Source organism: Kocuria sp. KH4 (assembly GCF_053711175.1).
Genome location: NZ_JBSJYX010000054.1, coordinates 1 through 1,106, shown reverse-complemented (window position 1 = coordinate 1,106; position 1,106 = coordinate 1). Strand labels below are relative to the sequence as shown.

Here is a 1,106-nt window from a genome sequence, read left to right as displayed (position 1 = left end):
GAGTCCCTGATCGCCACCCTGCCCGGTTCCACCTACGTGGACGAGGACGTCTTCCGCGCCGAGCAGGAACGCATCTTCGAGCAGATGTGGTTCTGCGCCGTGCGCGCCGCCGACCTCGACAAGCCCGGGGCCTACCGCACCGTGCAGATCGGCCGGGAATCGATCATCATCACCCGCAACCGCAAGCACGGCATCCGCGCCTTCTACAACATCTGCCGCCACCGCGGCGTGAAACTGTGCATGGAGGACACCGGCCAGGCCAACCGCTCCTTCCAGTGCCCCTACCACGCCTGGACCTACGACCTCGACGGCAAGCTCATCGCCGCCCCCAACCTCACCAAGATGCCCGACATCGACCGCCAGGAATACGGACTGGTCACCATCCCCATCCGCGAGTACCTCGGCTACGTCTGGGTCTGCCTGGCCGAGAACCCCCCCTCCTTCGAAGACGACGTGATGGGCGACATCGAAGAACGCCTCGGCGACACCCAGGCCATCGAGGGCTACGACGTCGCCAACCTCGCCCTGGGCCGGCGCATCACCTACGACGTGAAGGCCAACTGGAAGCTCATCATCGAGAACTTCATGGAGTGCTACCACTGCGCCACCATCCACCCCGAACTCACCGAGGTCCTGCCCGAGTTCGCCGACGGACTCGCCGCCCAGTACTTCGTGGGCCACGGCGCGGAATTCGGCGAGAACGTCGCCGGCTTCACCGTCGACGGCTCCGAAGGCCTCGACAAGCTCCCCGGCGTGGACGAGGACCACGACCGCCGCTACTACGCGATCACCATCAAACCCACCGTGTTCGTCAACCTCGTCCCCGACCACGTCATCATCCACCGCATGTTCCCCATGGCCGCCGACCGCACCATCGTCGAATGCGACTGGCTCTACCTCCCCAGCGTCGTGGAGTCCGGCAAGGACGTCACCGCCTCCGTGGAACTGTTCCACCGCGTCAACCAACAGGACTTCGACGCCTGCGAACGCTGCCAGCCCGCCATGAGCTCCAAGATCTACGCCACCGGCGGCGTCCTCGTCCCCTCCGAACACCACATCGGCGCCTTCCACGACTGGATCACCGAAAAAATCGGCGACACCGTCCC

Annotated in this window: 1 protein-coding gene; it reads left to right on the top strand. The window is 65.3% G+C overall.

Translation table 11 applies throughout. The features are described 5' to 3' along the window. The coding region (locus ACWCOM_RS18455) for an aromatic ring-hydroxylating oxygenase subunit alpha (protein WP_454550196.1) at positions 1-1,106 on the top strand (1,106 nt) is incomplete at both ends.